Source organism: Bradyrhizobium sp. BRP19, assembly GCF_020194195.1.
In the GTDB taxonomy this organism is placed as follows: Bacteria; Pseudomonadota; Alphaproteobacteria; order Rhizobiales; family Xanthobacteraceae; genus Bradyrhizobium; species Bradyrhizobium yuanmingense.
Map to the genome: position 1 here is coordinate 76,287 of NZ_JADYVZ010000001.1, position 26,685 is coordinate 102,971.

The 26,685-nt window shown below is 64.5% G+C and carries 31 protein-coding genes; 16 read left to right on the plus strand and 15 right to left on the minus strand.

The annotated features are described in order from the left end of the window. The first annotated feature begins 279 nt into the window (after window positions 1-279). On the plus strand, window positions 280-525 hold the full coding sequence (locus I6F36_RS00350; protein WP_346656641.1) for a hypothetical protein: 246 nt from the start codon (window positions 280-282) through the stop codon (window positions 523-525). Window positions 526-529: 4 nt separating this feature from the next. Here the strand turns inward: I6F36_RS00350 and I6F36_RS00355 are convergent, their stop codons facing one another. After that, window positions 530-922, minus strand: coding sequence for an NUDIX hydrolase (locus tag I6F36_RS00355; RefSeq protein WP_225170866.1), 393 nt, complete (start codon window positions 920-922; stop codon window positions 530-532). A 145-nt stretch (window positions 923-1,067) separates the two neighbouring features. Further along, window positions 1,068-2,153, minus strand: coding sequence for an AI-2E family transporter (locus tag I6F36_RS00360; RefSeq protein ID WP_036012571.1), 1,086 nt, complete (start codon window positions 2,151-2,153; stop codon window positions 1,068-1,070). A 220-nt stretch (window positions 2,154-2,373) separates the two neighbouring features. Between I6F36_RS00360 and I6F36_RS00365 the strand changes: the two genes are divergently transcribed. After that, window positions 2,374-2,601 carry a hypothetical protein gene (locus tag I6F36_RS00365; RefSeq protein WP_057029249.1) on the plus strand — a complete coding sequence of 76 codons (228 nt, stop codon included), beginning with the start codon at window positions 2,374-2,376 and terminating at the stop codon, window positions 2,599-2,601. Window positions 2,602-2,703: 102 nt separating this feature from the next. After that, window positions 2,704-3,006, plus strand: coding sequence for a hypothetical protein (locus I6F36_RS00370; protein ID WP_036012577.1), 303 nt, complete (start codon window positions 2,704-2,706; stop codon window positions 3,004-3,006). A 24-nt stretch (window positions 3,007-3,030) separates the two neighbouring features. Here I6F36_RS00370 and I6F36_RS00375 read toward each other — a convergent pair whose 3' ends face one another. Both I6F36_RS00375 and I6F36_RS00380 read right to left on the minus strand, forming a co-directional pair. Beyond that, complete coding sequence (locus tag I6F36_RS00375) at window positions 3,031-3,477, minus strand: hypothetical protein (RefSeq protein ID WP_225170867.1); 447 nt, start codon at window positions 3,475-3,477, stop codon at window positions 3,031-3,033. A gap of 126 nt (window positions 3,478-3,603) precedes the next feature. Then, complete coding sequence (locus I6F36_RS00380; protein WP_036012594.1) at window positions 3,604-3,819, minus strand: hypothetical protein; 216 nt, start codon at window positions 3,817-3,819, stop codon at window positions 3,604-3,606. A gap of 638 nt (window positions 3,820-4,457) precedes the next feature. Here I6F36_RS00380 and I6F36_RS00385 point away from each other — a divergent pair. The 3 genes from I6F36_RS00385 to I6F36_RS00395 all read left to right on the plus strand — a co-directional run bounded on the left by I6F36_RS00385 (window position 4,458) and on the right by I6F36_RS00395 (window position 6,126). Then, a complete protein-coding gene (locus I6F36_RS00385) occupies window positions 4,458-5,045 on the plus strand; it encodes a formyltransferase family protein (RefSeq protein ID WP_036012580.1) in 588 nt (195 codons plus the stop codon). Between the two features lie 240 nt (window positions 5,046-5,285). After that, window positions 5,286-5,636, plus strand: coding sequence for a hypothetical protein (locus tag I6F36_RS00390; RefSeq protein WP_036012597.1), 351 nt, complete (start codon window positions 5,286-5,288; stop codon window positions 5,634-5,636). Further along, window positions 5,581-6,126, plus strand: coding sequence for a hypothetical protein (locus tag I6F36_RS00395; RefSeq protein WP_074447965.1), 546 nt, complete (start codon window positions 5,581-5,583; stop codon window positions 6,124-6,126). Before I6F36_RS00390 ends, I6F36_RS00395 begins: the two co-directional genes overlap by 56 nt. Before the next feature lie 50 nt (window positions 6,127-6,176). Here I6F36_RS00395 and I6F36_RS00400 read toward each other — a convergent pair whose 3' ends face one another. Beyond that, window positions 6,177-6,575: a RidA family protein gene (locus tag I6F36_RS00400; RefSeq protein ID WP_036012586.1), complete on the minus strand. Its 399-nt coding sequence runs from the start codon at window positions 6,573-6,575 to the stop codon at window positions 6,177-6,179. 153 nt (window positions 6,576-6,728) lie between these two features. On the opposite strand from I6F36_RS00400, the gene I6F36_RS00405 reads away from it, so the two are divergent. Beyond that, window positions 6,729-7,604, plus strand: a complete 876-nt coding sequence (locus I6F36_RS00405) for a DMT family transporter (RefSeq protein WP_036012600.1) — start codon at window positions 6,729-6,731, stop codon at window positions 7,602-7,604. A 201-nt stretch (window positions 7,605-7,805) separates the two neighbouring features. Then, window positions 7,806-9,239, plus strand: coding sequence for a caspase family protein (locus tag I6F36_RS00410; RefSeq protein WP_225170868.1), 1,434 nt, complete (start codon window positions 7,806-7,808; stop codon window positions 9,237-9,239). 191 nt (window positions 9,240-9,430) lie between these two features. Here the strand turns inward: I6F36_RS00410 and I6F36_RS00415 are convergent, their stop codons facing one another. Beyond that, window positions 9,431-9,670 (minus strand): BrnA antitoxin family protein, encoded by a 240-nt coding sequence (locus I6F36_RS00415; RefSeq protein WP_225156860.1) that lies wholly within the window; start codon window positions 9,668-9,670, stop codon window positions 9,431-9,433. 3 nt (window positions 9,671-9,673) lie between these two features. Further along, window positions 9,674-10,651 (minus strand): cysteine synthase A, encoded by a 978-nt coding sequence (gene cysK / locus I6F36_RS00420; RefSeq protein WP_036012610.1) that lies wholly within the window; start codon window positions 10,649-10,651, stop codon window positions 9,674-9,676. Window positions 10,652-10,873: 222 nt separating this feature from the next. Between cysK and I6F36_RS00425 the strand changes: the two genes are divergently transcribed. Next, window positions 10,874-11,092, plus strand: a complete 219-nt coding sequence (locus I6F36_RS00425) for a hypothetical protein (RefSeq protein WP_036028144.1) — start codon at window positions 10,874-10,876, stop codon at window positions 11,090-11,092. A gap of 15 nt (window positions 11,093-11,107) precedes the next feature. Here I6F36_RS00425 and tgt read toward each other — a convergent pair whose 3' ends face one another. Beyond that, window positions 11,108-12,253 carry a tRNA guanosine(34) transglycosylase Tgt gene (gene tgt / locus I6F36_RS00430; protein WP_225170869.1) on the minus strand — a complete coding sequence of 382 codons (1,146 nt, stop codon included), beginning with the start codon at window positions 12,251-12,253 and terminating at the stop codon, window positions 11,108-11,110. Between the two features lie 215 nt (window positions 12,254-12,468). On the opposite strand from tgt, the gene I6F36_RS00435 reads away from it, so the two are divergent. From I6F36_RS00435 to I6F36_RS00450, 4 genes are all read left to right on the plus strand, one after another. Beyond that, window positions 12,469-13,653, plus strand: a complete 1,185-nt coding sequence (locus tag I6F36_RS00435; RefSeq protein ID WP_225147084.1) for a patatin-like phospholipase family protein — start codon at window positions 12,469-12,471, stop codon at window positions 13,651-13,653. A 134-nt stretch (window positions 13,654-13,787) separates the two neighbouring features. Further along, on the plus strand, window positions 13,788-14,534 hold the full coding sequence (locus I6F36_RS00440) for a TetR/AcrR family transcriptional regulator (RefSeq protein ID WP_036012628.1): 747 nt from the start codon (window positions 13,788-13,790) through the stop codon (window positions 14,532-14,534). Between the two features lie 253 nt (window positions 14,535-14,787). Continuing rightward, window positions 14,788-15,390, plus strand: coding sequence for a PepSY domain-containing protein (locus I6F36_RS00445; RefSeq protein WP_225170870.1), 603 nt, complete (start codon window positions 14,788-14,790; stop codon window positions 15,388-15,390). A gap of 258 nt (window positions 15,391-15,648) precedes the next feature. After that, complete coding sequence (locus I6F36_RS00450) at window positions 15,649-16,674, plus strand: aspartate-semialdehyde dehydrogenase (protein WP_225112459.1); 1,026 nt, start codon at window positions 15,649-15,651, stop codon at window positions 16,672-16,674. A gap of 121 nt (window positions 16,675-16,795) precedes the next feature. Here I6F36_RS00450 and queA read toward each other — a convergent pair whose 3' ends face one another. From queA to coaD, 5 genes are all read right to left on the minus strand, one after another. After that, window positions 16,796-17,869 carry a tRNA preQ1(34) S-adenosylmethionine ribosyltransferase-isomerase QueA gene (queA, locus tag I6F36_RS00455; protein ID WP_225156863.1) on the minus strand — a complete coding sequence of 358 codons (1,074 nt, stop codon included), beginning with the start codon at window positions 17,867-17,869 and terminating at the stop codon, window positions 16,796-16,798. A 144-nt stretch (window positions 17,870-18,013) separates the two neighbouring features. Further along, window positions 18,014-18,478: a peptidylprolyl isomerase gene (locus I6F36_RS00460; protein ID WP_018642141.1), complete on the minus strand. Its 465-nt coding sequence runs from the start codon at window positions 18,476-18,478 to the stop codon at window positions 18,014-18,016. Next, complete coding sequence (locus I6F36_RS00465; RefSeq protein WP_225112461.1) at window positions 18,475-18,900, minus strand: hypothetical protein; 426 nt, start codon at window positions 18,898-18,900, stop codon at window positions 18,475-18,477. The genes I6F36_RS00460 and I6F36_RS00465 overlap by 4 nt, the downstream gene beginning before the upstream one ends. Before the next feature lie 8 nt (window positions 18,901-18,908). After that, window positions 18,909-19,472: a peptidylprolyl isomerase gene (locus tag I6F36_RS00470; RefSeq protein WP_036012644.1), complete on the minus strand. Its 564-nt coding sequence runs from the start codon at window positions 19,470-19,472 to the stop codon at window positions 18,909-18,911. Between the two features lie 39 nt (window positions 19,473-19,511). Then, a complete protein-coding gene (coaD, locus tag I6F36_RS00475) occupies window positions 19,512-20,006 on the minus strand; it encodes a pantetheine-phosphate adenylyltransferase (protein ID WP_036012646.1) in 495 nt (164 codons plus the stop codon). 267 nt (window positions 20,007-20,273) lie between these two features. Here coaD and I6F36_RS00480 point away from each other — a divergent pair, with 267 nt between their 5' ends. Then, a complete protein-coding gene (locus tag I6F36_RS00480) occupies window positions 20,274-20,531 on the plus strand; it encodes a hypothetical protein (protein ID WP_036012649.1) in 258 nt (85 codons plus the stop codon). Between the two features lie 179 nt (window positions 20,532-20,710). Here I6F36_RS00480 and gyrA read toward each other — a convergent pair whose 3' ends face one another. Both gyrA and I6F36_RS00490 read right to left on the minus strand, forming a co-directional pair. Beyond that, complete coding sequence (gene gyrA / locus I6F36_RS00485) at window positions 20,711-23,443, minus strand: DNA gyrase subunit A (protein ID WP_225125299.1); 2,733 nt, start codon at window positions 23,441-23,443, stop codon at window positions 20,711-20,713. Window positions 23,444-23,802: 359 nt separating this feature from the next. Continuing rightward, a complete protein-coding gene (locus I6F36_RS00490) occupies window positions 23,803-24,297 on the minus strand; it encodes a single-stranded DNA-binding protein (RefSeq protein ID WP_025036423.1) in 495 nt (164 codons plus the stop codon). Between the two features lie 448 nt (window positions 24,298-24,745). On the opposite strand from I6F36_RS00490, the gene I6F36_RS00495 reads away from it, so the two are divergent. Both I6F36_RS00495 and I6F36_RS00500 read left to right on the plus strand, forming a co-directional pair. Then, window positions 24,746-25,528 carry an outer membrane protein gene (locus I6F36_RS00495; protein ID WP_225125298.1) on the plus strand — a complete coding sequence of 261 codons (783 nt, stop codon included), beginning with the start codon at window positions 24,746-24,748 and terminating at the stop codon, window positions 25,526-25,528. 239 nt (window positions 25,529-25,767) lie between these two features. Next, window positions 25,768-26,466: an outer membrane protein gene (locus I6F36_RS00500; protein WP_157286061.1), complete on the plus strand. Its 699-nt coding sequence runs from the start codon at window positions 25,768-25,770 to the stop codon at window positions 26,464-26,466. Window positions 26,467-26,685 lie beyond the last annotated feature (219 nt).

Genomic DNA, 26,685 nt, shown 5'->3' on the forward strand with positions numbered 1-26,685 from the left:
TGAGAATGGAGGCACGAAAAAGCCCCAGCGCTTGGAGCCACGCTGGGGCGTTTCGTTCGAAATGAATCGGTTAAGCAATGACGTCTTCATAGCAGCGGTTTCGCCGCGCGCTTGTGAACTGGTTCACACGTCTTGTTGGCTCGGCGATATCTGGCGGCATCCAGCCACGCCGGCATTCAAGCTTTCTTCAGACATTTCGGATCAGCTGACGATCCATTTCAAAGTGATTGTCATCCGCGCATGAGTTCGGTCCAGGTTCAGTGCACGCGGTGCAAGAACGTGTTTCGCGATCGCGCCGGCCGGTTGCAGGACGGCTATTCCAGGCAATGTCCGAGCTGCGAAGTCGTGCTGTTCTTCGCCGAGGACTCGCAGCATCCTTTCATCAAGCGGGCGATGCGCAGTGCGCGCCAGGCCCGCAAGGAGATGCGGGAGCTCCAGGCCGCGAAGCTCGCCGCACCCGAGCCGGAGGCGGCGCAGTCGAGGAGGTTTGCTGGCAGGACGCGATCGGCGGCGCGGGAGGACTAGCGGCTCAGCTTCGCCGCCGCTTGCGCGGAAACAGGCGGTCGCGGATGTAGCGCGAGGTCGCCGTCAGGCGGATGCCGCGGGGCTTGTGCCAGGCGGCGCGGTCGATCTCCTTCTTGTCGCCGATCGCCAGCCTGCCCTTGGCGGACTTGGCGATGAAGATCGCGTCGCTCATCTTGCGGCCGGAGCGCTTGTTCCTCGCCGTCACTTCCTTCCAGAGGCTGATCCTGCCGAGCTTCAGCTTGGGCAATTCCTCCTTGATCTCGCGCCGCAGGCAGTCCTTCTCCGACTCGCGCGCACGCTTGCGGCCGCCCGGAAACATCCACAGGCCGTCCGACCGGCGTCTGACCAACAATACCTTGCCGCGCCTGGCGGCAACCAGCTTGGAAGACTTTGCCATTGCTGCCGTTGTCGAAAACAGAATCGACCCAATGGTAACTTGTCTAGTCAAACAGACAAGTTAGCGACGCAGCTTGATCACAGGCCGAACCGTACCCGATCCCGGTGCGCCATGGCGGGCAGTCCGCGCGCTGGCGGGCGCGAGATCACCCCTTCCCCGTCTCCGCCCGGTCCTCGGTCCTGATCCAGGCCATCATCATTTCCCAGGCCACCGAAAGGATGATCGGTCCGATGAACAGTCCGACGATGCCGTGGGCCAGCGTACCGCCGATCACGCCGACGAAGATCACGATGGTCGGGGTGGTCAGGCCACGGCCCATGACCAGCGGCTTCAGCATGGTGTCGATGAAGCCGACCAGGACGAAGAACACGGTGAGCAGCAGCGCGGTGGTGACGTCCTTAGCGGTCCAGATCCAGATGATCACTGGCAGCAGCACCAGGAAAGCACCGATCTGCACGATCGAGAGCAGCAGCACGATGAAGGCAAGAAGGCCCGCGCTCGGCACCGAGGCGAGCTTGAAGCCGATTCCGGCGAGCAGCGCCTGGACGATCGCCACGCCAATGACGCCCTGCGCCACGGCGCGGATGGTCGCACCGGCGAGCGAGAGGAAATGCTCGCTTTGCTCCGGCACGATGCGAAACAGGAAGTTGCGGCCGGCCGCGACCAGGCGCGGCCCATGCGGAAACAGGAAGCCGGCCACGAACACGGAGACGAGAAACTGGAGCGTGCCAAGGCCGGCGTCGCCCGCGAGCGAGAGCAGCGGGCCGGCCAGCGGCTGAAGATACGGCGCCACCTCGCGCACCGCCGTCCGAACGTTGTTGTAGGCCTGATCCCAGAGCTCGTAGAGCCAGGGGCCGACCAGCGGCCAGGACTTAAGCTGCTCCGGAGCCGATTGGAGCACGAGGTCGCCGGTGCCGAGCTGGTGCGCCAGCTCACGCACGCCGTCCACCGCGCTGATGCCGAGCCAGGTCGCCGGGCCGATGACGATACCCAGCGTGATCAGGGTCAGGATTATTGCTGCGGTTTTGGGTCGGCCGCCCAGGATCTTGGCGACCCAGCTGAATGCCGGATAGAACGCGACCGCCAGCACGCCGCTCCAGGCCAGGATCGGCACGAATGGGCGGATGATCAGGAAGGTCCAGATGATCAGCAGGGCGAGCAGGCCGAGGCGGATCACGAGCTGGATGACGTCCTCGCCCGTCAGCAACTGACGGAGGCTTTTCACGGGCACAGCTTTCCTTGCGGCATGAACGCAACTTCCGCGCTTGCGGGCTCAGCCGTTATTGCCAGCAACGCATCTGGCGTCAAGACGACCGGCTGCCGGATACCGCATCGCCCGTCCCAACCCGGCTTGGCTAACGCGGGTTAACCGGATTTCCCCGCGCCGGTTTACGCCGCTGCAAATGCTGGTGACTACCTTTCTTCGTAGTCACCGAAACGCATTCTGGGCCATGGCCAACAGCATCTGGACGATCGAAGAATTCACCTGCACCGGTTGCGGCATGAACTACACCGCGACCAGAGAGGAGCACAGCGAGGCTCACAGCGGCAGCTTCAAATGCGGCATCTGCAGCGGCATCGTGCATGCCTGGTCCGGCAAGCACCACTTCTTCGGCTGGCAGGCCGTGAAGACGAGGCCGCCGGTGTTCGGGCGGCGCTGGGCTGGCGTCGAATGGTAAGCCGCCTGCAGTGACGCCGGATCCGCCGAATTGCGCCGGCGCCGTTTGCACTCCGTTCACCGATCGCGGCTAGATCAGGACGGATCCTCCGCTTCGAACGCCATGGCCGACCTCAACGCCGTCCTGACCAGGCTCAACGACCGTCTGCTTCGCCTCGAGGGCGAGCTGTTCGTGCTGCGCTCGCTGGCGCGCGCGACATTGACCGCGGGCGACGACCATGCCGCGCGCATGCGCAAGCTGGTCGAGGCCGCAAAAGTCGCGCTCGACGACGAGGCCAAGCGCTCTCTCGACAAGCCGACCCGAAAATATGTCGATGCCGCAACCGCACTGGTGGAGGAGCTGCTGGTCGAACCCACCCCGGCGCGGCCGCTGTTCACGGTGATCGACGGCGGCCGGCGCGACTGAGCGCCCGCCTCAGCACGGCGATGACTACCGCCCATACATGCCCGGCGCACGTGCCCCGTGCGGGTAGCACTGTCCCTGCGAGTAATTGTAATCATAGCCGTCCGGACAGAGCCCGCCGCGTCGTCCGTAATATTGAGGGCGACCGTAAGCGCCGGGCGCGTGCGCACGATTCGGGTAGCACTCGCCTGTCGAGTAATTATAGTCGTAACCGTGCGGGCACAGGCCACCACGGCGCCCATAGCCCGAGCCGTGGCCCCCGGTGTAGACACCCGGCGCGTGACGGTCGTTGGGATAGCAGCGGCCGTTCGAGTGGTTGTAATCGTAGCCGTGTGGACATTGCCCGCCCGGACCGCCCCTGAACTGAACCTGCTCCACCATGGGCGCTGTCGGCGCCGCAGGCCCGGTTGCAAGCGCAAGCAGGCCGGCCAGCGCAAGTTCGATCATGACGATTCCTTCAAAACACGGGGACAAGCCTATCAGGATTCGCGTCCCACGAAACGACATGGCAATTGACGCATGGCTGGCCTGAACCCCGCATGAACCGGGCTCGGACTGCGACAATGCGTCAACGCCAGGCATCGCGCACGATGCCGACGTCTAGATCGTGGACTTATCCGACTTGAGCCGGCTGAGCCCCGCCTCAATGATCGCGATCTCCTCGTCGATCTGACCGATCGGCAGGCTGAAATCATAGCCGGACCGGCTCTTCAGATCGACCGCGAGCCGCTGCCTGTGCATCATCAGCTCGTCCAGTCCACGGCGGTTCTTCAGACGCACATAGGCGTCGACGATCTGCTCGATCGCGTTCGGCATGAGATCTGTCCCGGCGAAAAGGCCCGGCGGCGCGCCCACGCCGGCGGACGCTTTCGGTGTCGCGGTACGCAATACAAATCCGCGACGGATTCGTCGATACGCCAAGCTGGTTGAGATCGTGTTACCGTTCGATGATTTCGTCAGTCGTGGGCATGAAAGGCCGCCGGCGGCCAAAAGCCGGAGTCGAAAACGGATGCGGGTTTGGAATGTCACCAGCCCCGGTTGGCGCACCCTTATGAGCCAATCCGAGGCATCTCTGTTAAGAACGAAACACAGGAACCCGCTACAGGCTCTCGTCGACGACGCAGCGCCCCAGGCAACGGTAGGCGTCCGAGATCGGCGCCACCTGATGGCGCAACGCCGGTCGGGACCGCCGGGTAAGGCCCGCCAGCTTGGGCCGACGTGGCCGCCAGCAGCGTCGCGACAACAAAAAACCCGACGCTCCGCATGCCTTCACTCCCAAGCCGATGTCATGCCCGCTTGGAAGGCGCCGGACGGCTCGACGGCGCAATCCCGGCGTTCGCGCAAGCGGCGCCCGGCGCATTGTTGATAACCCACGCAAACGCTGCGCGGGTGGTGACAGGGCATGCGGACGTGTTATCGGGGGATGACGCAGTTGCGAGACGGATCGGACACCCATGCGAATTACCCTCGTCGGCTCCCGCCATTTTGGCGTGACCACCCTGAACATGCTCCGGGAGCACAGCGTCTCGGTCGTCCGGGTCGTGGTGGCGGACGCCGACGACCGCCTCGCCGCGGCGGCCAAGGCGGCCGGCATCGAGGTGCAGGTGCAAGCCAATCCCAAGCTGGTGGTGGCCTCCGAGATCGCCCCGGACACCGATCTGATCATCACCGCGCACAGCCATGCCAGGATCGGCAAGGATGCGCTCGCCGCCGCCAGGCTCGGCGGGATCGGCTATCATCCCTCGCTGCTGCCGCGCCACCGCGGCAAGGCCGCGGTGGAATGGACCATCAAGGAAGGCGACCCCATCGCTGGCGGCACGATCTACCATCTCGCCGACCGCATGGATGCCGGCGCGATCGCCGCCCAGGACTGGTGCTTCGTCAAGAAGGGCGAGACCGCACGAGAGCTTTGGGAGCGCGCGCTGGCGCCGCTCGGGCTCAAGCTGCTGGCCGACGTGATCGATTACGCCAAGGTCCACAAGGCGCTACCCGCCAAAGTCCAGGACGAGCAGTTCGCGACCTCCGCGCCGAGCCTCTCCTGAGCCAAGACCCTCTGAGCCTGCCCTCGGAGCCGAAGTCTCCTGGAGCAAGCTCTTTCCGAGTCGTCCTGACGTTTACCCTTAACGTGCGGCGCCCTTGATTCTGCTTCGGAAATTGGAGCCAAAAGCGCAAATAAACCATTGTTCCCAAAGGAACAATTTTCGCTTTGGCATCGCAACAAATTTCCGTCACATTTCGTCCGAATAAGCGTCAACAACTCAGACACATTCAAGGACGAATTCATGCGTTTTGGTCGCATTGCGGTGTTCTGTGCCGCCCCAGTTCTCGCTGGCACCCTCGCCGCCCCCGCCTTCGCCCAGAATCCCTATGACGGCAATTGGCAAGTCACCATCGTGACCAAGAGCGGTTCGTGCGAGCCGACCGCAAGCTCGATGCTGACGGTTGCCGGCGGCAAGATCACCGCGCCCGGCGCTAACGTTTCCGGCACCATCGGCAGCGGGGGACTTGTGAAAGTTTCGATCAATGGTGCATATGCCAACGGTCAACTCAGCGGCAACGCCGGATCGGGGAAGTGGAATGGAGCATCTGCAGGCATACCGTGCAGCGGGCGGTGGGAAGCATCGCGCCAATAAACCAATTGAGGCTCGCGCCCGGAACCGGCGGCTGCTGATCGCGGCCGCCGTTTTGTTTGGGGCTGGGATCGCCGCGACCGAAAGCAGTGCCCAGTCCGGCCCGTTCGCCCCGCTGGCGGGCAGCTGGAGCGGTAGTGGCACGGTCACGCTGGATGACGGCTCGACCGAGCGGATCCGCTGCCGGGCCAAATACGCTCCGATCGGACCGACCATGGAGATGTCGCTGACCTGCGCCAGCGATGCCTACAAATTCAACCTCGGCGCCAACGTGAAGGCCGAAGGCGGCGCCATTGCAGGCAGTTGGTCCGAGACCAGCCGCAACATCTCCGGTTCGCTCCAGGGCCGCGGCAGCGGCGGAAGCTACGAGCTGGTGGCCTCCACCGCGGGCTTCAACGCCAACATCTCTCTCAAGACGTCCGGCAACAAGCAGAACGTCACGATGCGCGCGGACAGTCAGTTCCGCGGCGCGCACATCTCGATGTCGAAATAAGACGCTAGCTCACGCGACAATCGATCCGGCGCCCGCGCCGGATCGATTTTTCATGGGCCGGGCACGAACGCCGTGACCTCGATCTCGACCTTGGCACGCTCGTCCACGAGGCCTCCGATATAGAGCAGCGTCGAGGGCGGAAAATTGCGGCCGAGCGTTTCCTTCCAGGCCGCGCCAATGCCGGCACCTGCCGCTTCGTATTCGGCGCGGCTGGTCAGGTACCAGGTCAGGCGGACGATGTGCTCGGCGCCGGCACCGGCCTCGCCCAGCAGCTTGACGATCCGCTTCAGCGCCGTCGCGACCTGGGCTGCCATGTCGGGATCGTAACTGCCGGCCTCGTCGCCCCCGGTTTGGCCGGCGAGTACCACCCATCGGCCCGGCCCCTCGGTCACGACGCCGTGGGAAAAGCCGCGCGGTTTTTTCCACTCGGCCGGCTGCAAGATGCGCATGGGCAATGTCTCCCGATCTTTGTCGTTGTTCGCTGATGCCTTAGCATGCCGCCCAGCATCGCTGCATCCGCAGATTTGGCCGTTGCAAACGGCGGCAATGTCGCCGATACCGGCCGCCCCTCCTCTGTCCATCCCTTTCCGTATCCGCCGCAGATGAGCACCACACCGTCGAAAATGATGGCTGCACTGTGGATGGCCGGCTGGCTGTCGCTGATGCTGATCATGGCAGTGGCCGGGCGCGAGACCACGCGCGAGCTGAATGTTTTTCAGATCATGGAAATGAGGTCGCTGGCCGGCTTCGTCTTGCTCTCACCGATCATCTACCGTGCCGGCGGCTGGAAGGTGCTCAAGACATCGCGGTTGCCGCAGCATGTCGGCCGCAATTTGGTGCACTATGTTGCCCAACTCGGCTGGTTCTTCGCACTGACACTGATCCCGATCGGCCAGGTGGTCGCAATCGAGTTCACCATGCCGATCTGGACGGCCGTCCTCGCGGCGAGCTTCCTGTCCGAGCGGATGACGCCATGGAAGATCGCCGCCATCGTGCTCGGCCTCGTCGGCGTTATCGTCATTGTTCGCCCCTCGACCGGGGAGATCAATCCGGGGCAGCTCATCGCGCTTGGCGCCGCCATGGGATTTGGCGTCGCGATGGCGCTGGTCAAATCGCTGACCCGCACCGAGAGCGCGCTCTCGATCCTGTTCTGGATGCTGGTGGTGCAGTCGGTTGCGGGCTTCATTCCGACGCTGTTGGTTTGGACGTGGCCGTCGCTCTATGTCTGGGGCTGGGTCGGCGTGATCGCCGTCTGCGGCACGTTCTCACATTATTGCCTGGCCAGTGCGATGCGCTACGCTGACGCGACGGTCGTGGTTCCGATGGACTTCCTGCGGGTTCCACTGACTGCAACTGCCGGTTGGCTGTTGTATTCCGAGCGGCTCGACGCCTGGACCGTGCTCGGCGCCGCGCTGATCCTGTTCGGCAATTTACTCAATTTGAAGCCCGCTTCGTCGGTTCCCGCCCGGGCCAGGTGAACCTCGTGCCGTCTCGCGCGACAAAACCAAGTGGCCGTGTGATTTGGATCACGTTGGAGCGACACTCCATCGTGCACATTCGGCCACACAGCAGCGGGTTGAACGCAACGGACTGCCGTTTTGGTGGCGCGAAGTCGGGCACTTCGTGTAGGTTCGTGGCCGATTTGTTGCTGCCTGCAATTCGATTCTGGGGATTTCAGAATGCGCTATCTCACCCTCCTCGCTTCGCTGATGTGCATGGCGCTGTCGATCAGTGCCGCCAAGGCTGACCGCCGCGTCGCCTTCGTCGTCGGCAACGGCTCCTACAAGAACGTCGCGCAATTGCCGAACCCGCCGATCGACGCCAAGGCGATGGCGGCCACGCTGCGCAATGTCGGCTTCGAGGTGATCGAAGGCTCCAATCTCAGCCGCGACCAGATGACCGAGAAGCTGCTTGATTTCGGCCGCAAGGCGCAAGGCTCCGATATCGCGCTGTTCTATTATGCCGGCCACGGCATCGCCGTCAGCGGCACCAATTACCTGCTGCCCGTCGATGCCGACATCAAGTCGGAGATGGACGTCAAGCTGGGCGCCGCCATCAACATCGACCTGACGCTCGAGCAGACCATGGGCGATGCCAAGGTCAAGCTCGTCTTCCTCGACGCCTGCCGGGACAATCCGTTCGCCGCGAAGATCAAGTCGAATTCGGCGACCCGCAGCGTCAACGTCCAGAGCGGCCTCGCCGAGATGAAGTCCGGCGAAGGCACGCTGATCGCGTTCGCCACCGGCCCGGGCCAGACCGCACTCGACGGCCAGGAAGGCAACAACAGCCCGTTCACGCGGGCGTTGATTGACAACATCACCAAGCCCGGCGTCGAGATCCAGCAGGCCATGACGTCGGTGCGCGCTCAGGTCAATGAAGAGACCCGCAAGGGCCAGCTGCCCTGGGGCCACACCAACCTGACCGGCTCCGTCTATCTCAATCAGGCGCCGACCACCCAGGTCGCCGCTGCGGCCCCGACCGCGACCGGCATTGTGCCGGGGGCGACCGGAAGCTCGGACGGTGTCGAGCTCGAATACTGGCGCTCGGTTAAGGAGTCCAACAAGGCCGAGGAGCTCAATGCCTACCTCACCGCTTACCCGAACGGCCAGTTCAAGGCGCTGGCGCTGGCGCGGCTAGCGGCGATCAAGAGCGGCCCCTCGACCGCGACCCGCACGCTCAATGCCGGCGTCGATCCCGCCACCTTCACGGATGAGGCTACCCAAGTGACCGAGGACCAAATCGGTCTCGACAAGAACAAGCGTCGCGACGTGCAGCGTCGACTCACGGCGCTCGGCTTCGACACCAACCAGACCGGCGTCTTCAACGACGAAACGCGGTCCGTGCTCAAGCGCTGGCAGACTGCGCGCGGCTATCCCTCGTCGGGTTATCTCAACAAGAACCAGCACAAGGCCCTGCTCTCGGAAATCGTGGCTGCCCCGGCAACGGCGAGCGACGGCAGCCAGAAGCCGGCTCGGCGCGCCGCCACCGCCCCGGCTCAGAGCAGCGCGCCGGCACCGGCTCCCCAGCCACGCAGCAATCCCGGCGATGCTGCCGGTGCGGCCTTCGTCGGTGGCGTCGTCGGCGGCATGATGGGCGGCATGTTCCGCCGCTGAGAGCGAGACGGATCCCAGACGACAGAAGCCCGGCTCGCGCCGGGCTTTTTCGTTTGTGATCCTCATGGTGAGGAGGCGCGAAGCGCCGTCTCGAACCATGAAGGCGCGCCTCGACCAGCGGGGCCTTCATCCTTCGAGACGCTTGCTTCGCAAGCTCCTCAGGATGAGGAGCTACAGCCCATCCGCGAAGTCTACTTCCCTGCCACCTTGCGCAGCGCCTCGTTGATGCGATCCTGCCAGCCGGGACCGCCCTCCTGGAAGAACTCCAGCACGTCCTGGTCGATGCGCAGCGTGACCTGCTCCTTGATGCCGGGCACGGCGTTTTGCTTGGGCGGCGCCGTGGCGACCTTGGCCGTCACCTTCTTGAACGCCGCCTCGGCCTCGGTCCTGGCATCGCCCAGCGTGCGCGGCCGTCTCGGTTGATCCACCATGTCCTAGATTCCCTCAAACAGAGCCGTCGAAAGATACCGCTCGGAGAAGGACGGCACGATCGCCAGGATGGTCTTTCCGGAAGCTTCCGGCCGCTTGCCGATCTCGAGTGCGGCGGCGATCGCGGCGCCCGAGGAGATGCCGCCCGGAATGCCCTCATGCCGCGCCAGCGCGCGCGAGGTCTCGATCGCGGTGGTCGAGTTGATCTTCACGATCTCATCGATCACGGAGCGGTCGAGGATGTCAGGGACGAAGCCGGCACCAATGCCTTGGATCTTGTGCGGAGTATGCTGTCCCCCCGAGAGCACCGGGCTCTCCTCCGGCTCGACCGCGACCACACGCAAGCCCGGCTTGCGCGGCTTGAGTACCTGGCCGACGCCGGTGATCGTGCCGCCGGTGCCGACGCCGGCCACGAAGAAGTCGATGCTGCCGCCGGTGTCGTTCCAGATCTCCTCCGCGGTGGTGCGGCGGTGCACCTCCGGATTGGCGAGGTTCTTGAACTGCTGCGGCATCACTGAATTCGGCGTCGTCTTCAAGAGCTCCTCGGCGGCCGCGATGGCGCCCTTCATGCCCTGCGCCGCCGGCGTCAGCACCAGCTCCGCGCCGAGAAAGGCCAGCATCTTGCGTCGCTCGATCGACATCGATTCCGGCATCACCAGCTTGAGCCGGTAGCCGCGGGAGGCCGCGACGAAGGCGAGCGCAATGCCGGTATTGCCGGAGGTCGGCTCGATCAGCACGGTGTCCGGCTTGACGATGCCCGCCTTCTCCATCGCGATGATCATGGCCGCGCCGATGCGGTCCTTCACGCTCGCGGCAGGATTGAAATATTCAAGTTTTGCCAAAATGGTCGCGTTCACGTCGTGCATGCCGGGCAGCCGGCGCAAGCGCACGATGGGCGTGTTGCCGAAGGCATCGACGATCGAGTCATAGATCCGGCCACGGCCGGGTTGGTGCGCTGCACCCGTGTTGGACGATACGTCCATGATGAACTCCCTGTGGCGACGATCTGCACGTCTGTCGCGGCCCTGCGCAGTTACGGACAGCTTGCGGCGACACGCAAGCGGCAATGCAGCACATGTTAAATACGCTGCATCGCAAAATCGCGTGAGCTTTAATTAGCAGAAAACCAACGCATTTGTGTTGCGACCTCGTCAACTGATTCTGCTTATGTTAGACTTAGGTCTCAAAGCAGGGAGGTCACCACGATGTCAGCGGTTGCTGAAGTGATGTCGACCGTAGCGCTAAGGCGTGATCCGCGTTGCAGCGAGTTGCCGACCTGTCCCGTCTGCGCCGACTCCATGGTCGCCGCTGAAGCATCTGCCTACGTCTCGGACCACATCATCAGCTACCTCTGGACTTGCGACAATTGCGGCTACGGCTTCGTGACCAAGCATGCCGTGAAGCGGCGGCTCGTGTGCAACTGAGTTTGGACTGTTGAGCTAGCGCGGGGCGATATCGCCCCTCGCCCAGTCCGCGCGCGTACGCTGATAGAACTCCTCGAAATTTCCTTGCGCGATCGCGTCCCTGATGCCCTGCATCAGGGACTGGTAGTACGCGACATTGATCTCGGACAGCAGCATCGCGCCCAGCGTCTCGCCGGCCTTGACGAGATGATGCAGATAGGCGCGCGCGCAGTTCCGCGTCGACGGCCATGAGCTCTCTTCATCGAGCGGGCGTGGATCGTCGGCATGGCGCGCGTTGCGCAAATTGACCTGGCCGTGGCGGGTGAAGGCGACGCCGTGCCGGCCGTTGCGGGTCGGCATCACGCAGTCGAACATGTCGATGCCGCGCTTCACCGCCTCGAGGATGTCGTCGGGCGTGCCGACGCCCATCAGATAGCGTGGCCGCTGCTTCGGCAGCAGCGGCGCGGTCTCGTCGATCATCGCCAGCATGACCGCCTGCGGTTCGCCGACGGCGAGACCGCCGATCGCATAGCCATGGAAGCCGATCCCGACCAGGCTTTGCGCGCTCGCATGGCGCAGCTCGGGCACGTCGCCGCCCTGCACGATGCCGAACAGCATGTAGCCATCCGGGGCGCTCGCGAAGGCGCGCTTGCTTCTCTCCGCCCAGCGCAGCGACAATTGCATCGCGCGCTCGATGTCGGCGCGCTCGGCAGGCAACCGTACGCATTCATCCATCTGCATGGCGATGTCGGAGCCGAGCAAACGCTGCACCTCGATCGACCGCTCCGGCGACAGCTCGACCTTGGCGCCGTCGATGTGCGAGCGGAACGTGACGGCGTGCTCGCTGACTTTGCGCAAATCCGCCAGCGACATCACCTGGAAGCCGCCGGAATCGGTCAACATCGGTCCGTTCCAGCCTGTGAACGTCTGCAGGCCGCCGAGCGCCGCGATCCGCTCGGCGCTTGGACGCAGCATCAGATGGTAGGTGTTGCCGAGCACGATGTCGGCGCCGGCATCGCGCACCTCGCGCCAGTGCATGCCCTTCATGGCACCGGCGGTGCCGACCGGCATGAAGGCCGGGGTCCGCACCACGCCATGCGGGGTGGTCAGGCGCCCGGTGCGCGCCGCCCCGTCGGTGGCGAGCAACTCAAAGTGATTGGGAAGGTCATTGTCGGGATTCATGGCGGTGCTTATTGCGTGTCGGAGCAGGCTGATCAACCCGCCGACCGCGCTCGGGCCGGTTTGTGCATCAGACTGGACAACGACCCACACAAGGATCGTGTGCCCGCACCCTTGTCAAACGAAACGATACAGTGTAGTTTTTGTCTGGGGGCTGGAACGAGATGCCGCAGCGAACTTGCCGGCGGCGGTAGATGCGTGATCGCCAGCCACCGACAATGCCGTACCCTCCGTGTTCGACCGACGCATCCGTCTCCTCGCGTGACCGGATCAGGCAGACTGGCGTCGGGCTGATCGGATCGGTGGTCCTGATCTGCAGCCTGGCGCTCGGCGCCTGCACCGCCCTGCCCCGCACGCCCTACACGGCCGCTGAAGCCAGCGCCTCGCGCGTGCTGGATATCGACGGCCTCCGGCGCTACGCCGACGAGCCGGCCACCAAGTTCAGCTTGGAGAAAGACAACAGCACTGCGACGAGAACCTATCTGGCGCTGTCCGGCGGCGGCGCTGACGGCGCCTATGGCGTCGGCGTGCTCAACGGCTGGACCGCGGCCCGAACCCGCCCCACCTTCTCGGTCGTCTCGGGCGTCAGCACCGGCGGCCTGATTGCGCCGTTCGCGTTTCTCGGACCGCAATATGACGACACGCTGAAGGAGGTCTACACCAGCGGCATCGCGGAGAGCCTCCTGAACGATCCCAGCATCATGCGCGTGCTGTTCGGATCCGGCCTGTTCGGCAACACCAGGCTGCGCGAACTCGTCGCACGCTATGTCGGGCCCGAGATCATGGCGCAGGTCGCGCGCGAGCACGCCAAGGGCCGCAGGCTGCTCGTGGTGACGACCGACCTCGACACGCAGCGCACCGCGATCTGGGACATGGGCAAGATTGCCGCGGTCGGAACGCCCGAGGCGCTCAAGCTGTTTCGCGACGTGATGGCGGCCTCCGCCAGCATTCCCCTGGTGTTTCCGCCCATCATGATCGATGCCGAAGGCGGGGGCCGCAAGTTTCAGGAGATGCATGTCGATGGCGGCGTGACCGCGCCGGTGCTGACCTTGCCCGAAGCTCTGCTGTTCCAGAGTGGCCGTCTGCCCGGCAATGCGAAGGTGGACATCTACATCCTCGTCAACAAGAAGATCGAACGCAACTTCGAGCTCGTCTCCAACGGCACCATCGACGTCGCCTCGCGCAGCCTGTCGGCGATCACCCAATCGCAGACGCGCTCGATCATCTTCTCGACCTACGATTTCGCTAAGCGCAACCGGCTGGGCTTCCATCTCTCCTACATCGCGCGCGACTATCCTGCGCCGCCGTCGGAAGGGTTCGACACAACCTATATGCGGGCGCTCTACCAGTACGGATACGAGAAGGCTGCATCCGGCCAGGCCTGGACCTCGACGCTGCCGTGATCCCTCGTGACGGAAGAGGCAATACCGAAACCGTTGACGATATGGCCAATTCGGCCAGATTCGCGATGACGCCTCCGCTCCTGCGCGATATAGAGCGAATGACCGATATCACGACCGCGCAGGAATCATTGGGGATGGGATTGACTGCGACCAGGACAAGACCGGCAGCGCCACGGCGCGAGGTGCCGAAATCGCGTGGTGGCCGGCCGACGAAGACCGCTGCGATCGAGCGCGATCTGCGGCTGATCGAGGTCGCCACCCGCCTGTTCCTTGATCGCGGCTTTGATGCGACCTCGCTCGATGCGGTCGCGGAAGCTGCGCGGGTCAGCAAGCCCACCGTCTATTCCCGCTATGGCGACAAGCGCGGCCTGTTCGCGGCCGTGCTGAGGCGCGAGATCGAGCGCTGGCTTGCGCCGCTGTCGGCGGCGGCGGAGACGCAGCTCTCCAGCGCCTCGAACATCCCGGTCGAGCAGCGGCTGGTCGAGATCGGACGCGAGATGCTGACCTTCACCTGCGGCCCGGATGCCGTCGCCTTCAGCCGCATGATGACGGCGCAGGCCATCAACTTCCCCGACGTCGCCAAGCTCGGCAAGGAGGAAGGCTGGCTCAAGGCCGTCGCCACCACGGCTCGCTTCTTCGACCATCTGGTGGCGCAAGGCGCGCTCGATGTCGATGACACCACCATCGCAGCCGAGGTGTTCCTCGACGTCGTCGTCGGTCACACCCACCGCATGGCGACGTTCGGAACGGCGCTGGAGCTGAAGGCTGCCGAGAAGCGCATGCGCGCGGCGATCAAGCTGTTCCTGGCTGGCGCGCTGGGACCTGCCGACCGCGTCCAGGACACCTCGAAACTCGCGCCACGGCGCCGCTCCTCCCGCTGACAATTCCGTGAGCTTGCGTGCTTTCCCCAGGGGGCGACGATGCGGCGTCATTGACCGAAATAAAACGATACCGTATGGTTTCATTACAGTCGGTTCGGGTCGCTTTTTTCACCAGCCCCAAAGAGGTCCGGACCCGCTTCGATCGCCGCGGCGGGTACAGCCTGCCGCGGCGCTCCGCGGCCGGCCGATGCCCAAGGCCGGCCGCGAATTCTTTACGATCATCCGGCACACTCGCTGGCCGAGGGTTTCGAGCATGACGACTGCCCAACCATGGACCTCGCACCTGCTTGCGATCGCATTGCCCGCGCTGCTCATCGCCGCGCCGGCACAGGCCATCGTGACCGCGAGCACGCCGACCGCGCTTCACAGCGACATAGATGGTGATGCCGAAGCGGACCGCCAGGCAGTCAGCCGCGAAATAGAGCGATTCCGCAGCTCCTCGATCACGATCAGCCAGGCCATGGCGATTGCCGAAGCCCGCCATGCCGGCGCCACCACCGCCGATGTGAGCTTCGATGGCGGCTCGGGCGTGCCGGTCTACCGGGTGAAGACACTGCACAACGACCGGATCTGGCGCCACACCATCAATGCTTCGACCGGCGAACTGGTCGGCGGGGAAGCGGCCCTACCCCTCACCGAGCTCGACCGCGAGGACCGCAGCAACCTCGCAGCGCTGGGTGCGATCAGGCACCGCCTCTCCGATGCCGTACGCGTCGCCGAGCGCGCCGCCGCAGGCAAGGCCATCAGCGGCGGGCTGGTCCGCGAGCGCGGCCGGCTGAACTTCTCGATCGTCGTCGTCAGCGGCGACGACCTCAAGGAGGTCACCCTGGAGCCGCCTGGCGCCAAGGGGAAATAGCGGGTGCCAAATAGCGGCAGGCTGCCCCCGGCATCGGCCGGGCCGAAAAGCCATTGACGGCCGCAAGACTCTCCCGCATAAGTCGCCGCCATGTTCACGACTACCAAACGCACGACCAAAACCACCACGGCCGAAGGGGCCCGGGGAGGCGTGCGCGCGTAGGTCGTCGACTTAAACGCATCAGCTCTACGGCAAGCCCCGCCCTCGATGGTCCGGGGCTTTTTTGTTGTCTAAATTCTCAATGCAACGGAGGACAAAGTGAGTAACGATCCCGTCGTCGCGATTGTCGGCGTCACCGGTGCGGTGGGCGCCGAATTCATCGCCACCATGGACAAGCGCGGCTTTCGCGTCGGCAAGCTCAAGGCACTGGCGAGCGCCCGCTCGGCCGGCAAGACGGTGTCGTTCCGCGGGCAGAGCGTGGCCATCGAGGAGTTGACCGAGCGCTCCTTCGACGGCGTCGACATCGCGCTGTTCTCCGCCGGCGGCAGCATCTCCAGGAAGTATGCACCGATCGCGGTGAAGGCCGGCGCCGTCGTGGTCGACAATTCCTCGGCCTTCCGCATGGACCCAAACGTGCCGCTGGTGATCCCCGAGATCAACGCGAGCCGCATCCGCGACCACAAGGGCATCATCGCCAACCCGAACTGCGCCGCGATCACCGCGCTGGTGCCGCTGTGGCCGATCCACCAGCAGAACCGCATCAAGCGCGTGATCATCTCGACCTATCAGGCGGCCAGCGGCGCCGGCGCCGCCGCGATGGAGGAGCTCGTCGAATCCACCCGCGCCAACCTCAACGGGCAGGTCTATACGCCGAAGGTGATGCCACACCCCTACGCCTTCAACCTGTTCAACCACAACACCGCCATCGACCCCGAGACCGGCTACAACGACGAAGAGACCAAGGTCATCAAGGAGACCCGCAAGATCTTCGAGGACGACAGCATCGCCGTCGGCGTCACCTGCGTGCGCGTGCCGGTGCTGCGCGCCCATTGCGAAGCCATCACCTTCGAATGCGAGAAGCCGATCAGCGAGGACCAGGTCCGTGCCATCATGGCGCGCGCGCCCGGCGTCAAGGTGGTCGACGACCGCGCCAAGAACTACTTCCCGATGCCGATCGACGCCTCGGGCCAGGACGACGTCCTGGTCGGCCGCATCCGCAAGGATCTCAGCGACCCCACCGGCCATTCGATCTCGATGTTCGTGGCAGCCGACCAGCTGCTCAAGGGCGCGGCGCTGAACGCCGTGCAGATCGCCGAGCTGTTGCCGCAGAAGGTGATGGCGTAACGGGACGTGCGTAGGGTGGGTTAGCCTAGCGGATGCGCGAAGCGCGGCCGCTGGGCGTAACCCACCTCTTTCGTATCCGCGGAAACAGAAGCGGTGGATTACGCCTGACGGCTAATCCACCCTACGGGACCGCTCGAAACAGCAAACACGCATCGCCATACGAATAGAAGCGATAGCCCTGCGTGATCGCGTGCGCATAGGCCTGCTTCATCGTCGCGAGCCCCGAGAAGGCCGACACCAGCATGAACAGCGTCGACTTCGGAAGGTGGAAATTCGTCATCAGAATATCGATCGCGCGGAAGCGATAGCCGGGCGTGATGAAGATCGACGTCTCGGCGGCGAATGGCTGGATCGTGCCGTCCTCGCGCGCTGCGCTTTCGAGCAGCCGCAATGACGTTGTGCCGACGGCAACGATACGGCCGCCGGTCTTCCGCGCGGCGTTGAGCCGCTCCGCCGTTGCGGCCGAGATCGTGCCCCACTCGGCGTGCATCTTGTGGGCTTCGGTGTCGTCGACCTTCACCGGCAGGAACGTCCCTGCCCCGACATGCAGCGTCACGCGATTGAGGCCGACGCCGCGGTCGCGCAGCGCCTGCTCCAGCGCGGGCGTGAAATGCAGCCCCGCGGTCGGCGCTGCAACTGCGCCTTCATTCGCCGCGAACATGGTCTGGTAATCAGCGAGGTCCTGATCGTCTGGCGTGCGCTTGGAGGCGATGTAGGGCGGCAGCGGCGGGCTGCCGAGATCGGCGATGGCCTGGTCCAGCGCCGGGCCATGGAACGAGAACGACAGCGTCACCTCGCCCTCGGTGCCCTTGGCCTCGACCTCGGCGTCGAGATGGCCGAGCAGGCAGACCTTGCCGTCGTTGCCGAAGCGGATGCGGTCGCCGGGGGCGAGCTTCTTGGCCGGCTTCACCAGCGCCTGCCAGCGCGAGCCGTCGAGGCGCTTGATCAGCGTCGCCTCGATCTTCGGCTCGGTCTCGCGGCCGATGCGGCGACCCTTCAATTGCGCCGCAATCACCTTGGTGTCGTTGACGACGAGCTGGTCGCCCGGCCTCAGCCATTGCGGCAGGTCGGAAATGATCTGATCGCGCAGCGCGCCATTCTCGACGACCAGCATCCTCGCGGAATCGCGCGGGCTCGCCGGGCGCAGCGCGATGCGCTCGGGCGGCAGATCGAAATCGAAGAGATCGGTGCGCATGAGCAGGCTTGGTGCGACACAGCCAGACCCTCATGGTGAGGAGGCGCTTAGCGCCGTCTCGAACCATGAAGGCCGGGTTGCAGCAGTGGGGCCTTCATCCTTCGAGACGCGCGTTCCGCGCTCCTCAGGATGACGATCGAGTGACTATTCCTTGTCTGCGGCCATCCGCGCCTTGACGATCTTGTCGGGGTTCTGCACCGGCTCGCCGCGCTTGATCTTGTCGACGTTCTCCATGCCCTCGGTGACCTTGCCCCACACCGTGTACTGGTTGTCGAGGAAGCGGGCGTCGTCGAAGCAGATGAAGAACTGGCTGTCGCCGGAATCGGGATTGGCGGCGCGGGCCATCGAGGCGGTGCCGCGCACATGCGGCTCCTTGTTGAACTCGGCCTTCAGCTTCTTGCCGGAGCCGCCGGTGCCGGTGCCGTGCGGGCAGCCGGTCTGCGCCATGAAGCCCTCGATCACGCGGTGAAACACGATGCCGTCGTAGAAGCCCTCACGGACCAGCTCCTTGATACGCGCGACATGGCCGGGCGCGAGGTCGGGGCGCATCTCGATGGTGACGGGGCCCTGCGTGGTCTCGAGGATCAGGGTGTTTTCGGTGACGCTCATGCTCGTCTCTCTTGCGTTGGGGGTGAAGTCTTGTCGGGTGACGTCTTGCGGCTGCGGAACTGGATCGCGAATGGACGTCCCGCGGCGGCGCCGGCCATTGCATCGGTAAATGGCACCGGCGTGCAGCGTTGCAACGCCTCCATCACCGCGATCCGGTATTGCAGCCGGTCGTTGTCAGAGGCCTCCGCGGATTCATAGGTAATCCTCGGATGGCCCAGAATGTTTCCGGCCCGGTTAAAGCTCACCAGGACGGTGATGTCGAGTGGGCGGGCCCTCGCCGGCGACGGCGGTCTCCAGCAGGTGCGCAGGTGCCGGAAGATGTCCTGGATCGTGTCGACCTGGGCGGCCTCCACGGCCGCAAGGGAGGTGGCGAGCAACAGCACCGCGGCAACCAGCAGGAGCCTGCCACCGCGGCGCGCCATGGCCGCGCCTATTTGATGTCTGAGGCGACCTGCACCTTCACCATCTTGTCGGGATCGGTGACGGAGCCGCCGGGCGAGCCGGGGGGCGCCTTCTTCAGCTTGTCGACGACGTCCATGCCCTGCACCACCTCGCCGATCACGGTGTACTGGCCGTCGAGGCTGCCGCCGTCGGCGAACATGATGAAGAACTGCGAGTTGGCGCTGTCGACGCTGTCGCCGCGCCGGGCCATGCCGACGATGCCGCGGGCAAAATGCACCTTGGAGAATTCCTGCTTCAGGTTCGGGTATTTCGAGCCGCCGGTGCCGTTGCCGTTCTGGCCGTCGCCGGTCTGCGCCATGAAGCCGTCCATGACGCGGTGGAACGGCACGTTGTTGTAGAAGCCTTCGCGCGCCAGCTGCTTGATGCGTTCGGCATGCTGGGGCGCGATGTCGGTCCTGAGCTTGATGACGATGCGGCCCTTGGTGCTGTCGATGACGATGGCGTTGGCCTTGTCGAGATTTGCCGGCAATTGCTGCGCCACCGCCGGCGCCGCGAACAGAAGCGCGGCAAGAACTGCGAGAATTCGGATCATGACAACTCCGGATCAGAGAGAAGAGGAAGCGCGCCGTTTTCAGGCGAATTTGGCCTTGAGCTGTGCCGCGACCTGCGGCGGGACGAAGGCCGAGACGTCCCCGCCCATGCCGGCGATCTGGCGCACCAAAGTGGCGGTGATCGGGCGGACCATGGGAGAGGCCGGCAGGAAGACCGTATGCACCTCCGGCGCCATGGCCTCGTTCATGCCGGCGAGCTGCATCTCGTAATCGAGGTCGGTGCCGTCGCGCAGGCCCCGGATCATGATGGTCGCGCCGTGTTTGCGCGCCGCGGTCACCGACAGATCGTCGAACGTCGTCGCCTCCAGCACGCAGCCGGCCTGCGCCGCAATCGGACCGCAGACCTCCTCGAGCATCTTGAGGCGCTCCTCGGTCGAGAACAGCGGCTTCTTGCCGGGATGCACCCCGATCGCGACCACGAGCCTGTCGCACAAGGAAACGCTGTGCCGGACCACGTCCAGATGGCCGTTGGTGATGGGGTCGAAGGAACCTGGGTAGAAGGCGATGCGCGGCATGGCCCCGTCCTACCGCGCCCCGCCCGGGCCGGCAAGCCGGGCAGGTTCCTAGCTCGTTTCCGGTCCAGCCCCTCCGAAAATGTCCCGTTGGGCGTCAGCGGCAGCCGGTTTGTTTCGTCCTCGGGCGGCCACGAAACAAAACGGAGCGCGAACGAAACCATTTCCCACATCGGCGAAGACGTCCGGAAACTGGCCATGGTTACTAATCCGGCCAACGAATGACGGGCCGCGTACTGGGCGTAGGCGGCCGCATCACAGGGGACTGTCATGATCAAGACCATTTCAGCGATCGCTCTGTCTGCGTGTGTTGCCGCGGCCCTCACCCTCCTGCCCGGCTTTGCCCCGAAGGTCGAAGCCAGCGTGCCGCAGCCGCTGGCCAAGAGCGACCGGCTCGACATCCGCAGCATCGGCCGTGACTGCTCGCAGCAGGCCTGGCCGAACTTCGAAGCGTCCTGCCTGCGTAGCGCCGGCACCAAGGCCAACGTCCGCGAGGCCCGCCTCGTGACCGCCAACCGCACGCCGTAATCGGATCTGTCAGGTTCGTGTCGGGCGGGTCCCTCAATACCCCAGGAATTTCTGTGACGTCTCGTCGCAGACTACGCGACGCTCGCGCCCGTCGGAATGGCCCGACGGGCGCGATCTCGTTCAGGGGGCACTATCGGCTGCGAGGAACGGCGGGTGGATGAGTCCCGATTCGCCAGCCTCTATTCCCCGTTCGCTCCATTCCCGTTCTCGGCCTCTTCCGTGATGTGCTCGACTGACACCACGTGCTCGTCCTCGGCGGTGTCGAACACGATCACGCCTTGCGTCGAGCGGCCGGCGATGCGGATGCCTTCGACCGGGCAGCGGATCAGCTGGCCCTTGTCGGTGACCAGCATGATTTGATCCGCCTCCTCCACGGGGAACGAGGCGACGAGATTGCCGTTGCGGTGGTTGACGCTCATAGCGACGATGCCTTTGCCGCCGCGGCCGGTGGTGCGGTACTCGTAGGACGAGGTCCGCTTGCCGTAGCCGTTGACGGAGACGGTCAGCACGACCTGCTCCTGCGCCGACATCTCGACATAGCGCTCCTGCGGGAGCTGGAAGCTGCCCGAGGTCTCCTCGGCCTCGGCATCGGCCGGCGCCTCGTCTGCGGCGGCTTCGCCCGCGACCGCGCGGCGCATCTTCAAATAGGCCGAGCGCTCGTCCGAGGTGGTGTCGACGTGGCGCAGGATCGCCAGCGAAATCACCTTGTCGCCTTCGCCGAGCGCAATGCCGCGCACGCCCATCGAGGTGCGCCCGGTGAATACGCGCACATCGGTGACGGGGAAGCGAATGCACTGGCCGCCCGCAGCGGTCAGCAGCACGTCGTCGCGCTCGGTGCAGATCTGCACGTCGACGATCGCCTCGTTGTCGTCGAGCTTCATGGCGATGATGCCGGAGCGGCGGACGTCGACGAAGTCGGACAGCTTGTTGCGCCGGACGTTGCCGCCCGTGGTCGCGAACATCACGTCGAGCTGGCCCCAGGTCGATTCATCCTCCGGCAGCGGCATGATGGTGGTGATGCGCTCGCCCTGCTCCAGCGGCAGGATGTTGATCATGGCCTTGCCGCGCGCGTTCGGCGCGGCCATCGGCAGCCGCCAGACCTTTTCCTTGTAGACCTGGCCGCGCGAGGAGAAGAACAGCACCGGAGTATGGGTCGAGGCGACAAAGAGCCGGCTGACGAAGTCCTCGTCGCGGGTCTGCATGCCGGAGCGGCCCTTGCCGCCGCGGCGCTGCGCCCGGTAGGCCGACAGCGGCACGCGCTTGACGTAGCCGGCGTGCGAGACCGTGACGACCATGTCCTCGCGCTGGATCAGGTCCTCGTCCTCGACCTCGCCCTCCTGCTCCATGATCACGGTGCGGCGGGGCGTTGCGAACTCGGCCTTCACCTCGGCAAGCTCGGTCTTGATGATGTCGAGGATGCGCCCGCGCGAGCGCAGGATGTCGAGATAATCGCTGATCTCGCCGGCGAGCTTGGACAGCTCCTCGCCGATCTCGTCGCGGCCGAGCGCGGTGAGGCGTGCCAGGCGCAGCTCCAGGATCGCCCTCGCCTGCTCCAGCGAGAGGCGGATCGTCCCGTCTTCGTTGATGCGGTGACGGGGATCGTCGATCAGCGTGATAATGTCCTCGACATCGCGCGCGGCCCAGTCGCGGGTCATCAGGGTCTCGCGGGCGGCGGCCGGCGTCGGCGAGTGCCGGATCACCTTGATGATCTCGTCGATATTGGCGACCGCGATGGCGAGGCCGACCTGCTCGTGCGCGCGCTCGCGCGCCTTGCGCAGCTTGTATTTGGTCCGGCGGGTCACGACCTGCTCGCGGAAGCCGACGAAGATCGTCAGCATGTCCTTCAGGTTCATGGTCTGCGGACGGCCGGAATCGAGCGCGACGGCGTTGACGCCGAAGCTCGTTTGCAGCGGCGTGAACTTGTAGAGCTGGTTCAGTACCACGTCGGGCACGGCATCGCGCTTGAGCTCGACGACGACGCGGTAGCCGTCGCGGTCGGACTCGTCGCGCAGGTCGGAGATGCCTTCGATCTTCTTTTCCTTGTAGAGCTCGGCGATGCGCTCGACCATCGTCGCCTTGTTCACCTGATACGGGATCTCGGTGATGACGATCGCCTCGCGTTCTTTCCGGAGCGTCTCGAAGGTGACCTTGCCGCGCATCACGATGGAGCCGCGGCCGAGATGATAGGCGCTGCGGATGCCCTGGCGTCCGAGAATGATGCCGCCGGTCGGGAAATCAGGCCCCGGGATGATGGCGTTGAGCTCGTCGATCGTCAGCGCCGGATTGTCGATCAGCGCGACGCAGGCGTCGATCACCTCGCCGAGATTGTGCGGCGGGATATTGGTGGCCATGCCGACCGCGATGCCACCGGCGCCGTTGACCAGGAGGTTCGGGAACCGGGCGGGCAGCACCACCGGCTCCCTTTCGGAGCCGTCGTAATTGTCCTGGAAGTCGACCGTATCGTCGTCGATGTCCTCGAGCAGCTTCAGCGCGATCTTGGTCAGGCGCGACTCGGTGTAGCGCATCGCCGCCGGGGGATCGCCGTCGACCGAGCCGAAATTGCCCTGCCCGTCGATCAAGGGCGCGCGCATCGAGAAGTCCTGCGCCATGCGCACCAAGGCGTCGTAGATCGCCTGGTCGCCATGCGGATGGTACTTACCCATGACCTCGCCGACGGCACCGGCGGACTTCTTGTGCTTCTTATCCGGGGTATCGCCGCGATTGTTCATCGCGAACAGGATGCGGCGATGGACCGGCTTCAACCCGTCGCGGGCATCGGGCAGCGCACGCGCCACGATCACGCTCATGGCGTAATCGAGGTAGGACTTCTTCATCTCCTCGTAGATCGAAACGGGGCGAATGTCCGAGGGGTGCGCCGGCTGGTCGCCGGGCTTGTTATCGTCGTCAGCCAAGGGGGAATCCGGTGAGGGTTTGTCTGGGAATCATATAGCGCATCCGGGGTCGGATAACCACCCTGACCGCCCTCGGAAAGTCCTTTTTCCGCTTATTCTTCCAATAACTTACGGCTTCGGAACAGCGCCCTGCACGCCCCCGGAATCGGTCCTTCATGAACGCCCGCAACGCCGGCCTGAACACGCGTCAAGGGGCCTCCGGTCAACCCGTTTTGCCCGGCTTGATACGAACCTCACCCCACACATGAAGCGCGCCCGGAAAATCCGAGCCCGTTCAGTCAATTAGGAATGTCTCCTGACGGGGAGGCGCAAGCGGCGCCGAGGTTGCCGCCGCATCTCCGTCGAGTAATCCCGCCCTCTCAGAACGGGATATCGTCGTCCATGTCGCTGTTGCGGCCGCCGCCGGCGGCAACGGGACGGCGCGGCGCGCTGCTGACGGGTCCGGAGGAGCCGAAGTCGCCGCCCGGCTCGTCGCCGAAGCTGCCACCTCCGCCGCCGCCACCGCGGCCGTCCAGCATCGTCAGCGTTGAGTTGAAGCCCTGCAGCACGACCTCGGTCGAGTATTTCTCGACGCCGCTCTGGTCGGTGTACTTGCGGGTCTGGAGCGCGCCTTCGATGTAAACCTTTGCGCCCTTCTTCAGATACTGTTCGACGATCTTGCAAAGCGGCTCAGAGAAGATCACGACGCGATGCCACTCGGTCTTCTCCTTGCGCTCGCCGGTGTTCTTGTCGCGCCAGGTCTCCGAGGTCGCGATGCTCAAATTCGCGATCGGCCGCCCGTCCTGGGTGCGGCGGATTTCGGGATCCTTGCCGAGATTTCCAACCAGAATGACCTTGTTGACGCTTCCCGCCATCGCCGCTCTCCACTCCGAATGCCACTGAATTTCAAAAGGGCGAATCCGCTGCCCGCGTTCCTCTGCGCCCGCTAGGGCGACCCTATACGCTTGCGGGCACCGATCAGCCTGCCACCCCCAAGGTTATCCCCACATATAGCATCGCGCGCACGTTTGTTCCAGATTTGTTCTTCGGCACGAGCGAGCGGAAATTTCCCGCATGTCCTCTCATGCCACAAAAAAGGACAGCCCTCGAATGGAACCTTTTTGGGTTCCCGAGTATGGCAAAAACCATTTAACATTCATCAAGTTGGAACCCATTCAATCAATCCGCAAGTGTGGCATTCCGGAGACGGACTCTGCCCTTTCCTTAGGCTACCTTTGCCTTGGAATTGATTCATATGGGTGTCGCGTCTGATCAGCCGCTTCGGGGACTTTCATGAAGCGGACGAAACTTGGGGAGACTGCAATGAATAAGATTCTTTTCGGCGTAATCAGTGCAATGGCAATGGGGCTGTCGGCTCCGGCAAGCGCGGCGGATATGGCTGCGCGTCCCTACACCAAGGCTCCGGCCCCGGCGGTCGCCGCGGTTTACGACTGGAGCGGCTTCTACATCGGCGTCAACGGCGGCGGCGGCACGAGCCGCAAGTGCTGGGACTTCGTGACCCCGGTCACGGGCGTTCTGGTGGCTGAAGGCTGTCACGATGCGACCGGCGGCACGGTCGGTGGTCAGATCGGCTACCGCTGGCAGTCGACCAATTGGGTGTTCGGCCTCGAGGGCCAGGGCAACTGGGCTGACTTCTCGGGGGACAACGTCAGCCTCCTCTTCCCTGGAAGCGCTTTGGTCACCGGTGATCGTAACCGCTCTCACATCGATGCTTTTGGCCTGATCACGGGCCAGGTCGGTTATGCCTGGAACAACGTGCTGCTCTATGTGAAGGGCGGCGCCGCCGTAGTCGGGGACAAGTACGACGTCTATGCCGCGCCTGGCACGCCTGGCGCCGGCACGCTGCTGGCGTCGGCTCGCGAGACCCGCTGGGGCGGCACCGTTGGCGCCGGCCTGGAATTCGGATTTGCTCCGAACTGGACGCTCGGCGTCGAGTACAACCACATCTTCCTCGGCGACCGTACGATCGCCTTCACGACGCCTGCGGGCGTTGCCTTCGGGAGCGATCGCATCAGTCAGGACGTCGACATGGGTCTAGTCCGCCTGAATTATCGCTTCGGCGGCCCGTTGGTCGCGAGGTACTGATATCCCTCTCATTTCGCGAGCAAATGGAAGGGCCGGCCCTGCGCCGGCCCTTCTTTTTTTCGGCACATGCCTGGACGTAAATAAGTCAGTAACCATCACCTTTTGGACTGTTGTGGCTTTTCGGAGACACAACTTGCGGCTTTGGTGGTGTAAAGACGGCGTCAGTTGGGCCGTTTGAGTCCGCTGCCCTTCCGCCACGGAAGGCAACAACAGAAACTGGGACTGGGATTAAGTTGAAAATGAAGAAGGTTTTGTTGGCTTCGGCCTGTTTGTTCGCTCTCGCGGCCCCCGCTTCGGCTGCTGATCTGGCAGCCCGCCCCTACACCAAGGCGCCTGCGCCTGTTGCCTCGGTCTACAACTGGACCGGCTTTTACCTGGGTATCGTCGGTGGCGGCGCCTGGGAAAACAGCTCCGATGATCCGCGCATGCAGGGCGGTTTCGTCGGCGGCACCGTTGGCTACAACTGGCAGACCTCCAACGTCGTGTTCGGCATCGAAGCTGATGGCGCGTGGGCTGACGTAAACGCCTCGGCGACCGGTCTTGTTGATTTTGGTGGCGCCCTCGTTCCCACGACGGTCAGTTCGCGTATCGACGCGCTCGGCACCGTGCGTGGTCGCATCGGCTGGCTCGCTTCCCCGAGCGTCCTGCTGTACGCCACGGGTGGTTACGCCTGGATCAACAACAAGATCAGCGTCAGCGCGCCCCCTGTTCTGAGCCTCTCGGAGAGCCAGTTCCATTCGGGCTGGACGGTCGGCGCGGGCGTCGAGGCGATGTTTGCTCCGAACTGGTCGGTCAAGGGCGAGTACCTCTATCGCAGCCTGGGCGGCGAGACCTACTTCTCGGGCGTCTTCCCGGTCAACACCGGCACTCTCGACCTCCACACCGTGCAGGTCGGCGTGAACTACCACTTCGGCGGCCCGGTCGTCGCCAAGTACTGAGCTTCGTCTCTGACGCATCATCGTCACGAAAGGCCGGCCTCGCGCCGGCCTTTTTGTTTGTTGCGGCCGCCCGTTCGCTCGCGCTTTTCGAAGGGGTGTGGCCGCTGGGTGACACAACCTTTGGCTTCAATGGTGTAAAAGCAATGACGTTGCTTGAGTCATAAGGTCCGCTGCTCTTCCGCTCTCCGGAAGACCGGAATGAGAAATGGAAGTGGGGAA

Excerpts from the sequence above, each read along its gene's own strand:
- I6F36_RS00355 (WP_225170866.1), bottom strand. The coding sequence starts at position 922 with ATGGCAAAGTCTTCCAAGCTGGTTGCCGCCAGGCGCGGCAAGGTATTG.
- I6F36_RS00365 (WP_057029249.1), top strand. The coding sequence starts at position 2,374 with ATGGCCAACAGCATCTGGACGATCGAAGAATTCACCTGCACCGGTTGC.
- I6F36_RS00370 (WP_036012577.1), top strand. The coding sequence starts at position 2,704 with ATGGCCGACCTCAACGCCGTCCTGACCAGGCTCAACGACCGTCTGCTT.
- I6F36_RS00380 (WP_036012594.1), bottom strand. The coding sequence starts at position 3,819 with ATGCCGAACGCGATCGAGCAGATCGTCGACGCCTATGTGCGTCTGAAG.
- I6F36_RS00385 (WP_036012580.1), top strand. The coding sequence starts at position 4,458 with ATGCGAATTACCCTCGTCGGCTCCCGCCATTTTGGCGTGACCACCCTG.
- I6F36_RS00390 (WP_036012597.1), top strand. The coding sequence starts at position 5,286 with ATGCGTTTTGGTCGCATTGCGGTGTTCTGTGCCGCCCCAGTTCTCGCT.
- I6F36_RS00395 (WP_074447965.1), top strand. The coding sequence starts at position 5,581 with ATGGAGCATCTGCAGGCATACCGTGCAGCGGGCGGTGGGAAGCATCGC.
- I6F36_RS00400 (WP_036012586.1), bottom strand. The coding sequence starts at position 6,575 with ATGCGCATCTTGCAGCCGGCCGAGTGGAAAAAACCGCGCGGCTTTTCC.
- I6F36_RS00405 (WP_036012600.1), top strand. The coding sequence starts at position 6,729 with ATGAGCACCACACCGTCGAAAATGATGGCTGCACTGTGGATGGCCGGC.
- I6F36_RS00410 (WP_225170868.1), top strand. The coding sequence starts at position 7,806 with ATGCGCTATCTCACCCTCCTCGCTTCGCTGATGTGCATGGCGCTGTCG.
- I6F36_RS00415 (WP_225156860.1), bottom strand. The coding sequence starts at position 9,670 with ATGGTGGATCAACCGAGACGGCCGCGCACGCTGGGCGATGCCAGGACC.
- cysK (WP_036012610.1), bottom strand. The coding sequence starts at position 10,651 with ATGGACGTATCGTCCAACACGGGTGCAGCGCACCAACCCGGCCGTGGC.
- I6F36_RS00425 (WP_036028144.1), top strand. The coding sequence starts at position 10,874 with ATGTCAGCGGTTGCTGAAGTGATGTCGACCGTAGCGCTAAGGCGTGAT.
- tgt (WP_225170869.1), bottom strand. The coding sequence starts at position 12,253 with ATGAATCCCGACAATGACCTTCCCAATCACTTTGAGTTGCTCGCCACC.
- I6F36_RS00435 (WP_225147084.1), top strand. The coding sequence starts at position 12,469 with ATGCCGTACCCTCCGTGTTCGACCGACGCATCCGTCTCCTCGCGTGAC.
- I6F36_RS00440 (WP_036012628.1), top strand. The coding sequence starts at position 13,788 with ATGGGATTGACTGCGACCAGGACAAGACCGGCAGCGCCACGGCGCGAG.
- I6F36_RS00445 (WP_225170870.1), top strand. The coding sequence starts at position 14,788 with ATGACGACTGCCCAACCATGGACCTCGCACCTGCTTGCGATCGCATTG.
- queA (WP_225156863.1), bottom strand. The coding sequence starts at position 17,869 with ATGCGCACCGATCTCTTCGATTTCGATCTGCCGCCCGAGCGCATCGCG.
- I6F36_RS00460 (WP_018642141.1), bottom strand. The coding sequence starts at position 18,478 with ATGAGCGTCACCGAAAACACCCTGATCCTCGAGACCACGCAGGGCCCC.
- I6F36_RS00465 (WP_225112461.1), bottom strand. The coding sequence starts at position 18,900 with ATGGCGCGCCGCGGTGGCAGGCTCCTGCTGGTTGCCGCGGTGCTGTTG.
- I6F36_RS00470 (WP_036012644.1), bottom strand. The coding sequence starts at position 19,472 with ATGATCCGAATTCTCGCAGTTCTTGCCGCGCTTCTGTTCGCGGCGCCG.
- coaD (WP_036012646.1), bottom strand. The coding sequence starts at position 20,006 with ATGCCGCGCATCGCCTTCTACCCAGGTTCCTTCGACCCCATCACCAAC.
- I6F36_RS00480 (WP_036012649.1), top strand. The coding sequence starts at position 20,274 with ATGATCAAGACCATTTCAGCGATCGCTCTGTCTGCGTGTGTTGCCGCG.
- I6F36_RS00490 (WP_025036423.1), bottom strand. The coding sequence starts at position 24,297 with ATGGCGGGAAGCGTCAACAAGGTCATTCTGGTTGGAAATCTCGGCAAG.
- I6F36_RS00495 (WP_225125298.1), top strand. The coding sequence starts at position 24,746 with ATGAATAAGATTCTTTTCGGCGTAATCAGTGCAATGGCAATGGGGCTG.
- I6F36_RS00500 (WP_157286061.1), top strand. The coding sequence starts at position 25,768 with ATGAAGAAGGTTTTGTTGGCTTCGGCCTGTTTGTTCGCTCTCGCGGCC.